The organism is Yersinia sp. 1252 StPb PI (assembly GCF_048593885.1).
Taxonomy (GTDB): Bacteria; Pseudomonadota; Gammaproteobacteria; order Enterobacterales; family Enterobacteriaceae; genus Yersinia; species Yersinia enterocolitica_E.
Map to the genome: position 1 here is coordinate 1 of NZ_JAZGQE010000173.1, position 9,634 is coordinate 9,634.

Genomic DNA, 9,634 nt, shown 5'->3' on the forward strand with positions numbered 1-9,634 from the left:
ATTCAACTGACAGAAATATCTGATAAAAACGCTTTAATAACAATTTGCGATTTTTTATATGTTCGCTCAAAAAGTTAACAATATGGTGCCAATCATAACTATGCAATAAATAATGATATGCATGCTTACTATATTGATTGAACGCAAGAACCACGCATTTTTAAGTGGCAATTCGGGCGATAATGACGGGAGTAAATGAGTCGACGAGGAAAATAATTGAATAAATAATGAGTACATTGACGATAAATAATGTGAATGAAGGGAACGCCCTAAGACGCCTCTCACCTTCTTGCAATAACCATTAACTGATAAGCCCCAGCAACTTAGCCTTGATAATGATTGCGGCGATAGTTATTACGACGATAGTTATTACGACGATAGTTATTTCACCGCATCCTTATGTGGGCGACTGGCATAAAGATACAACAACATGGCCACAATAATACAAAATGCCATTGAGCTTACCATTGGCCAGGCACTGCGGGATGGCGCCATCGACAACAGCGTTCCTACCACCGCACCAATACCAAAGCGTAGGGTCCCTGCCAGAGAAGACGCAGTACCGGCCATATGTGGGAAATCATCCAAAATAACCGCCATCGCATTCGAGGTGATCATGGCGATGCAACCGACATAAGCCGCGACACCCAATACCAACGCCCAGAACCCCATCCCGGTGGCGCAAACCACCAGCAACCAGATCCCCATAACAAATTGCACTAGCATGCCAAATCGGAACATTTTAAGCGCTCCGAAGCGGCGTACATTGCGGCTATTAATCAATGTCATCAAGAACAAGAAGACGATATTCAGCGCAAAGTAATAGCCAAAGTTTTGTGGAGAGACGCCGTTTAAATCGATATAAACAAAGGGACCGGCACTGAGGAATGAGAACATCCCAGCAAAAGAGAAGCCGCTCGCTAACATATAGCTCAGTACCCGCTTATGGCGGAATAACGTGGCAAAATTGCCAATAGTGGTGCGCAAATGGAATCGTTGCCGTTTCTCTCGTGGCAAGCTTTCTTTAATAAACAGTGCAACCAAAATCGCGCCGACCAATGCAGCACCCGCCATGGTCCAGAAGATGGCGTGCCAGCTAAACCATACTAACAATGCACCACCGATAATCGGTGCCAGCAAGGGTGCGATGGTCATCACCAACACCACAAAAGACATCATGCGAGAGAAGTCATCTTTAGTGAACATATCGCGCATCAATGCATTAATCACCACACTCGCGGCAGCGGCAGACAAACCATGCAGGAAACGCAAGTTAATCAATTGTTCGATTGATTGCGCCATGGCACAAGCCATACCCGCGAGCGCAAATATTAGCGTACCCCAAAAGATAACCGGCTTGCGTCCGAGGCTATCAGCCATTGGCCCATAGAACATTTGTCCGATGGCAAACCCCAGCACATAGGCGCTTAGAGTCATCTGCACCGCACCACTCTCTACGCCAAACTCCTGTGCAATAATCGGCATACTCGGCAGATACATATCAATTGCCAAAGGCATCAGCATCGATAGCAAACCGAGGATAAAGATCAAGCCAACGTGGGATGTCCGGTTCTTCTCTTCATTTTGGGTACTGGCATGCACGTTCAACAACTCCTTCAATAACCTACCGTGGGTTATACCCGTCATACTTCAAGCCGCATGTGCGTTGGCTACGCTCTTTCACCCGAATCATTGACTCCCATCAACTCATTGGGACTCTATCGCTTGCCGCCTTCCTGCAACTCGAATTATTTAGTGTAATATCAACGGCAAGACAGCCCGCGCTGTAATAGAAAATCAATTACAGATGAGGCGCGCCGACACTGGCAATCTCTTCTGCGGTTAACGGGCGGTACTCGCCTGGTGCCAAATCGTCATCAAGTTTAATGTCGCCAATTCGCTCACGATGCAGCTCTATAACCCGATTTCCCACCGCCGCAAACATCCGTTTTACCTGATGATAACGCCCTTCACTGAGGGTTAAACGCACCAACTGAGGCTCTATAACCTCAAGTTGAGCCGGTTTGGTGAGAGACTTTTCATTATGCAACTGTACGCCATCAGTAAACTGTTGCGCGGTATCATCGGCCAATGGGTGTTCCAGCGTCACCAGATAGGTCTTTTCACAATGATGACGCGGTGAGGTGATCCGATGCGACCACTGACCATCGTCGGTCATCAGTACCAATCCGGTGGTATCGATGTCCAAACGCCCGGCGGCATGGAGTTTGTATGCCACTGGCTCATCAAGGAAATACAGCACGGTCGGGTGATCTGGGTCTTCTGTCGAACACACATAACCCTGCGGTTTGTTCAGCATGAAATAACGTGGGCCAACGGTTTGTTGTAATGGGTTGCCATCAAATCTCACGTCTTGTTCCGGTGTCAGCTTAATCGCACCACTTTTGACCACTTCGCCATCAATAGTGACTCGTTTTGCCCGCAGCTCGCGCGCGACTAACGCCCGGCTGACACCTAATTGCTGAGATAAAAACTTGTCCAATCGCATTGAATCTACTTTGCCTGTTGTCTTGTCGTACCGCTGACGGGCACGATACCCGCAATCACACCCGCCAACGACAGCAGGATGCTCATGATACGGTGTGAAATGAATGAAGCAGTTGGGAGAAAATCATTTGCTGCCTACCAGACTCATCAGTATAGCGGCGGTTGCCATATCATCCTAGAAACAGTTACGTAAAAAGTTGTTATTGAGAAACAACTTACCCCCAGAGTGCGCCGCGTCTATCACGCCACCCCATCAGTGCTAACTTGGGGCCTCGCGCCAACCGCCTCCGACAGGCATAATAGTCAAAAGTTTTTCATTATAAAGAGAGAGAAATGTCACGCATACGCGCGGAAAAGGGTTGCGGGGAGAATGGGTTGAAAGCCATCGGGCAGGTGCACTAATGGCATTTACACTGCGCCCCTATCAGCAAGAGGCTGTCGATGCCACTCTTGCCCATTTTCGCCGCCACAGTGAGCCTGCTTTGATTGTTCTACCCACCGGGGCAGGCAAAAGTCTGGTGATCGCCGAATTGGCGAAACTGGCTCGCGGGCGCGTTCTGGTGCTGGCTCATGTCAAAGAGTTGGTAGCACAGAATCACGCCAAATATTGCGCCTACGACTTAGAGGCTAATATTTTCGCCGCTGGCTTGCAGCAACGCCAAAGCGCAGGAAAAGTGGTGTTTGGCAGTGTGCAGTCAGTGGCACGAAACCTGCCCCTATTTGATAGTGCCTTTTCACTACTGATTATTGATGAATGCCATCGTATCAGTGATGACGATGACAGCCAGTATCAGCAAATTATTCAGCATTTACGTACCACCAACCCCCGCCTGCGCTTGCTGGGATTGACCGCCACACCTTACCGATTGGGAAAAGGCTGGATTTATCAATTCCATTATCACGGTATTACCCGTGGTGATGAAAAGTCCCTTTTTCGCGATTGTATTTATGAATTACCCTTGCGCTACATGATCAAGCACGGTTTTCTGGTCCCCCCGGAGCGGTTGGATATGCCCGTGGTGCAGTATGATTTCAGTCGCCTGACCAGCAACAGTAGCGGCCTGTTCCGAGAGGCGGATTTAGACCGTGAACTTAAGCAGCAGCAACGAATTACTCCGCATATTGTTAACCAGATAATTGAATATGCCGCTCAACGTCGCGGAGTAATGATTTTTGCCGCGACCGTTGAACACGCCAAAGAGGTGTATGGCTTGCTGCCAAAAGACGAGGCTGCACTGGTGAGCGCCACTACCCCGCCTAATGAGCGCGATGCGTTAATCACTGCCTTTAAGCAGCAGCAACTGCGCTATTTGGTTAATGTGGCGGTGTTAACCACTGGCTTTGATGCCCCCCATGTTGATCTGATTGCCATTCTTCGCCCCACGGAATCGGTCAGTTTGTATCAACAGATAGTCGGCCGAGGTTTGCGGTTATCACCGGGTAAAGAAGATTGCCTGATTCTGGATTACGCTGGCAATCCCCATGACCTTTTTACCCCTGAAGTGGGTACCAGCAAACCGCATAGTGACAGTCAGCCGGTTCAGGTATTTTGCCCAGATTGCGGCTTTGCCAATATCTTCTGGGGAAAATGTACCGAGTCGGGTGACATTATTGAACACTATGGTCGCCGCTGTCAGGGGTGGTTTGAGGACCAACAAGGCGTGCGGGCGCAATGTGATTATCGCTTTCGCTTTAAGTGCTGCCCGCATTGTGGGGCGGAAAATGACATTGCCGCCCGCCGTTGTCACCAGTGCCAGGAAGTTCTGGTCGATCCCGATGATATGCTGAAAGCCGCGTTAAAATTAAAAGATGCCCTGGTGCTGCGTTGTGGCGGTATGAGTCTGGAGACGGGCCATGACACAAAGGGTGAGTGGCTGAAAATCACCTACTACGACGAAGACGGCACTGATACCAGCGAACGTTTTCGCTTAACCACCGCCGCGCAACGTATGGCATTTGAACAAATTTTCCTGCGCCCACACCAACGGGCACCCGGTGTGGCACTGAAATGGCAAACGGCGGCCGATATCATCGCGCAACAAGCCCTGTTACGTTATCCCGATTTTGTCGTGGCCCGCCGTCGTGGGCAATGGTGGCAAATTAGAGAAAAGATATTTGATTATCAGGGCCGTTTCCGGCGGGCAGACTCCCTTGCCTGAGCCGCATTTAGCCTGAGATTTTCGCAGTTTTATTTGCTGTCTGGCCGATATTTCGCTAGAATGCCGCCCGCTTTGCTCTGGGTTTACCCAATCAAAGCCGAGTATCGAACCTGTTGCTGGGTCGCCTGTAGCAGGGTAAATTTTCTTTAAGAGAAAACAAAATGACCACTATCAATGTAGAAGTACGTAACGACCAGGGTAAGGGTGCGAGCCGCCGCCTGCGTGCAGCAAATAAATTTCCGGCAATCATTTACGGTGGTTCTGAAGCAGCTATCTCTATTGCTCTTGACCATGACACCACCAAGAACCTTGAATTGAAACCGGGCTTTTATGATTCCGTACTGACTCTGGTTGTTGACGGTAAAGAAACCAAAGTTAAAGTACAGGCTGTTCAGCGTCACGCTTTCAAGCCAAAACTGACTCATATCGACTTCGTTCGCGTTTAATCGCGTCGCTTTCGATATTCGGGACGCCGAAATAAAAAACGCCGCTTATGCGGCGTTTTTTATTGGCTATCGTCACGATGGTAACCGTTACTTTTTGCCTGAATTACGCTGTAACTGATCACGCAGATTGGGTGGCGTGCCTTTAATAGTCAACGTATCTGTCGCGGCATCCCAGAAAATACGCTCACCCAGCAACAATGCATCAAAATTGATACTCAACCCACCCCCACTGCCAGCAAATTTGGTTAACTGACGCAAGGTACCGCGATCTGCCGGGAAACTCTCTTCTAACGCATAACCCTGTTCAGTCGAGAATTGCTGAAAATCTTTCTCACCCAGCGTTGGCAGCTCTTGAGAAAGCGCCTGCAACGCAATCTCTTCACCGGCTTGTAACTGCTCATTACAATAGCTATAAACCTGCTGACGGTATGCCTGACGCTCATTTTTGCCAAGTTCAGCATCCGCGCAGTAATCATCAACCGCCTGTAATAAGCCCCGATTTTGTGCTTTGGTATCCAGCCCCTCTGCTGCAGAGAGGAAATCCATAAAGAAGTCGGATACTTTGCGCCCTACCCGCCCTTTCAAGAACGTAAGGTAACGCGTGGATTCTGGATTATTTTCCCATTCAGTTAAATCGATACGGGCGACAATATCAGCACGGTTAATATCGAGATAATGGGTGGTACTGAGATCAAGTTGCTCATTCACTCGCATACTATTACAACTGCTCAGCACCGAGATAAGCAGATACTCCACCGCCAGATAACGATATTGGCAAAACAGCACCACACCGCCTTCGGCAAACGGATATTTGGCTAACTCATCACGTAAACGCCCGGTGGCAGCACGGCTAAAACTGAGGAAGTCTTCATCACCCTTACGGCTTCGTTTCAGCGCTTCAGCCAGCTCGCTTTGCTCATTAAACAGCCCGTAAGCTTTGCTTTTGGCGCTGTAAACACGATGCAGTTCGGCCATCATTTCTTCAACTACAGCATTGGCAGGTAACAGAGAATCGCGCAACACCACATCAAGCGTTTGTTCATCACGCTTGATAAGCTGATGTAAGGCTATCTGGTCAATATCCAGACTCATGATAAATACTCCTTTTGGCTAGGGGCGTATTCAATCACTGATGCCTGAGAGCTGCAACCCTAAAGCATTCGCGCCCCTCAATTAATGGCTAATGATTCTTAATGCTATAAAATAGCGGAAAAGCGTGTCTCTATACGGTAAGATGTGGGACTTTGTCAGGTATTGAGCACACTTTTTATGGCACAATCATCCCGTTATAGCGACGAACAAGTCGAAAAACTGCTGTCAGAATTAGTCAGCGTAATGGAAAAAAACCGTACTCCCACCAATCTTTCTTTGATGGTGTTGGGGAATATGGTAACAAATTTGATCAATACCAGCGTGGCCCCAGCGCAGCGCAAAGTATTGGCACGTTCTTTCGCTGAAGCTCTTCAAGCTTCGATAAGTGAAGATAAAGCTCATTAATTTATCGGCCAAGACTGCAATCTCAATATGGTGACAAATCGTCAGCGCTATCGTGAAAAAGTCTCCCAGATGATCAGCTGGGGGCACTGGTTCGCCCTGTTTAATATCCTGTTTAGCCTAGTGCTGGGTAGCCGCTATCTGTTTGTCTCCGATTGGCCCTCATCGCTGGTTGGCCGTATCTATGCCCTCGTCAGTTGGCTCGGGCACTTTAGTTTTATCGTTTTTGCTGCTTATTTGTTGGTGATCTTCCCACTCACCTTTGTGGTGATGTCGCAGCGACTACTCCGTTTCCTTTCCGCCGCCTTTGCCACTGCGGGCCTGACTCTGCTGTTGGTTGATACCGAAGTTTTCACCCGTTTCCATTTACACCTTAACTCGGTAGTATGGGAATTGGTGGTTAACCCAGACCAGACCGAGCTGGCGCGTGATTGGCAATTAATGTTTATTGCCGTGCCAGTCATTTTCCTGGTCGAGATGCTTTTCGGCACTTGGGCCTGGCAAAAACTACGCAGCCTTAACCGGCAACGCTTTGTTAAGCCGTTGGTGGCGGTGTTTATTTCTGCGTTCTTTGCCTCTCATCTGATTTATATTTGGGCCGATGCCAATTTTTATCGCCCAATCAGTATGCAACGCGCAAACCTGCCACTCTCTTACCCGATGACCGCCCGTAAGTTCCTTGAGAAACACGGCCTGCTCGATCAGCAGGAATATCAGCGTCGCCTGGTGGAACAAGGTAATCCAGATGCACTGGCGGTTGAATATCCACTCAACCCGATTACCTTCAGCGATAAAGGCAGTGGTTATAATTTGTTGCTCATTGTGGTTGATGGTATTCGTGCCAGTAGCCTGCAAAAAGACATGCCTGCCCTGGCCGAATTTGGCCGTTCAAACATTCAGTTTGACAGCCACTACAGTTCAGGTAACCGTCAGGATACGGGCTTATTTGGCCTGTTTTATGGCATTTCGCCTACTTATTTAGACGGTATTCTCTCCGCGCGCGAACCCTCAGCGTTTGTTACAGCATTAAGCGCGCAGGGTTATCAGTTTGGTCTGTTCTCATCCGATGGTTTTGAGTCACCACTCTACCGCCAGGCACTGTTAGCTGATTTCACATTACCAACTCCTGCAGTGCAACCGGATAGCGAAACCACGGCACAGTGGCAGCAATGGCTGTCCACGCTCAACAATAATGCACCATGGTTCTCATACATTAACCTCAACGGGGCAGTTGAAGCACAAGACCCGGTAATCGGGCAGAAGGTTGCGTTACCGACTGACTTTATCCGTCACTACCAGGCAGGCGCAAAAGATGTAGATCAACAGATTGCGACTATTCTGGATACACTGAAACAGCGCGGTCAGCTCGATAAAACCGTAGTTATTATTACTGCGGCCCATGGTGTTGAATTTAATGACAGCGGCAATGATACCTGGGGTGCAGGCAGCAGCTTTAATCGCCAACAACTGCAAGTGCCATTAGTGGTTCATTGGCCAGGCACGCCAGCGCAGGCCGTGAATAAACTGACCAATCATGAAGATATCATGACAACGCTGATGCAACGCTTGTTACACGTCAAAACAGCGCCTGAGGATTATTCGCAAGGGGAAGATTTGTTCGCCGCACAGCGCAATAATAACTGGGTGGCAACCGGTGACAATGGCATGTTAGTTATTACTACGCCAACACAAACCGTTGTATTAGATAATAACGGTGAATACCGCACCTATGATGAGCAAGGCAATGAAATCAAAAATGAAAAACCTCAACTTCCATTACTGCTGCAAGTGTTGACGGATATAAAACGTTTTATTGCGAACTAGCTCTAAAAACAGGCATTGGTGCGCTCAAAAAACAAGCGAACGTTTTGCCAAGTCTTGCATTAATAACGGTAAAATGTAGTATAACCGTCATAGCATCGGCATGTAGCGCAGCTTGGTAGCGCACCGTCATGGGGTGTCGGGGGTCGGAGGTTCAAATCCTCTCATGCCGACCAAAATACCTCAAAAAAACCAATCCGTTAGGGTTGGTTTTTTTGTTTGTGGGATTTGACTGATGTGGCTATGGTGTAAAATGGCCAGGCGGCAAAAAGCCACGCGCACTACCTGCCAGAAGCCAGGATAGTGCGACTCATACGTAGTTTTAATCGATAATGACTCGACCATTCAGTGGCTGTACAGGGCGATTATTCGTATGATGAACCACAGAGCGGAATTGATTAATTTGTTCAGCAGAAGCGCTCGCAGGCTGCTCAAGCACCATCCAACTGACACCTTCAGAGCAAGGTGGTGTGGTTAGTGAGCCACTAAAGCGATAAAAATCAAACTTTTTGGGTAGCAATGCTTTGATATCAAGAGGCTTATTTAATATCGCCATTTGGTCAATCGCCGTTGGCATTTGCTGCCAAGCCTGTGCCAGTTGTGGATTTGCATCCCCCTGCTGGAACATGAGTGCGAGCACTGCCAGTGCCCCATCTTTATCTTTATAAACAAAATGAGCTTCTAACGGGAACTGTTTGCCATCAATCTCATTTTCACTTGGGGTATGGAAATGGAATTGCTGCAATGTGAAAGTATCGCCGTCCAGTTTCAGGGTATTGCCAGTGCTGACATTCACCTGAATCGTATGGCCGTTATTCACGATTTGCTGTTTACCTGGTTGGAAAGCCAACTCGAGTTGACTGTGATGGGTTTTCAATGCGCCGTGAATATTAACCGGCGACTGATTTTTACCTGTTTCGCACAGTGAAAAATCCGGTGAGAGTTTTCCCCAATGGGCAGGATCTTCCTGACCTTCATATCCCCAATGAGCATGTTCCGCCGCACAGACTGAAAAACTGGCGGCCAACAGCGCTGCAATTAATAACTGCCCTTTCATTTCTAATCCTTTTTACACAAAAAAACTGAATTAACCCTGACGAATATCCCATGCAAAGCATGATGTTATCGCTTAGGGTAAGAGAATAACCCAGCTTTTTTTAAGGATATGTCAGCCACATCCTACAGACAGGAGGAATAAGTTCTAAT

8 protein-coding genes and 1 tRNA gene are annotated in these 9,634 nt (G+C 48.2%); 5 read left to right on the forward strand and 4 right to left on the reverse strand.

Annotated features, from left to right (window positions below):
• Window positions 1–381: 381 nt before the first annotated feature.
• The gene (locus V2A85_RS19145) at window positions 382–1,602 is read right to left on the reverse strand and encodes a Bcr/CflA family multidrug efflux MFS transporter (protein ID WP_083158350.1); all 1,221 of its coding nucleotides are present in this window, start codon (window positions 1,600–1,602) and stop codon (window positions 382–384) included.
• A gap of 199 nt (window positions 1,603–1,801) precedes the next feature.
• Entirely contained in the window at window positions 1,802–2,509 is a 708-nt protein-coding gene (gene rsuA, locus V2A85_RS19150; protein ID WP_372559399.1) for a 16S rRNA pseudouridine(516) synthase RsuA, read from the reverse strand.
• 400 nt (window positions 2,510–2,909) lie between these two features.
• Here rsuA and V2A85_RS19155 point away from each other — a divergent pair, with 400 nt between their 5' ends.
• Window positions 2,910–4,667: a DEAD/DEAH box helicase gene (locus tag V2A85_RS19155; protein ID WP_420072112.1), complete on the forward strand. Its 1,758-nt coding sequence runs from the start codon at window positions 2,910–2,912 to the stop codon at window positions 4,665–4,667.
• 161 nt (window positions 4,668–4,828) lie between these two features.
• Complete coding sequence (gene rplY / locus V2A85_RS19160) at window positions 4,829–5,113, forward strand: 50S ribosomal protein L25 (RefSeq protein WP_004700538.1); 285 nt, start codon at window positions 4,829–4,831, stop codon at window positions 5,111–5,113.
• An 87-nt stretch (window positions 5,114–5,200) separates the two neighbouring features.
• Here the strand turns inward: rplY and yejK are convergent, their stop codons facing one another.
• Window positions 5,201–6,205, reverse strand: a complete 1,005-nt coding sequence (yejK, locus tag V2A85_RS19165) for a nucleoid-associated protein YejK (RefSeq protein ID WP_372559401.1) — start codon at window positions 6,203–6,205, stop codon at window positions 5,201–5,203.
• A 177-nt stretch (window positions 6,206–6,382) separates the two neighbouring features.
• On the opposite strand from yejK, the gene V2A85_RS19170 reads away from it, so the two are divergent.
• The 3 genes from V2A85_RS19170 to V2A85_RS19180 all read left to right on the forward strand — a co-directional run bounded on the left by V2A85_RS19170 (window position 6,383) and on the right by V2A85_RS19180 (window position 8,604).
• Window positions 6,383–6,610, forward strand: coding sequence for a YejL family protein (locus tag V2A85_RS19170; RefSeq protein WP_372559402.1), 228 nt, complete (start codon window positions 6,383–6,385; stop codon window positions 6,608–6,610).
• Window positions 6,611–6,637: 27 nt separating this feature from the next.
• The gene (yejM, locus tag V2A85_RS19175; protein ID WP_372559403.1) at window positions 6,638–8,431 is read left to right on the forward strand and encodes an LPS biosynthesis-modulating metalloenzyme YejM; all 1,794 of its coding nucleotides are present in this window, start codon (window positions 6,638–6,640) and stop codon (window positions 8,429–8,431) included.
• 96 nt (window positions 8,432–8,527) lie between these two features.
• Window positions 8,528–8,604, forward strand: a tRNA-Pro gene (locus tag V2A85_RS19180).
• 146 nt (window positions 8,605–8,750) lie between these two features.
• Here V2A85_RS19180 and V2A85_RS19185 read toward each other — a convergent pair.
• Window positions 8,751–9,485 (reverse strand): carbonic anhydrase, encoded by a 735-nt coding sequence (locus V2A85_RS19185; protein ID WP_372559404.1) that lies wholly within the window; start codon window positions 9,483–9,485, stop codon window positions 8,751–8,753.
• Window positions 9,486–9,634 lie beyond the last annotated feature (149 nt).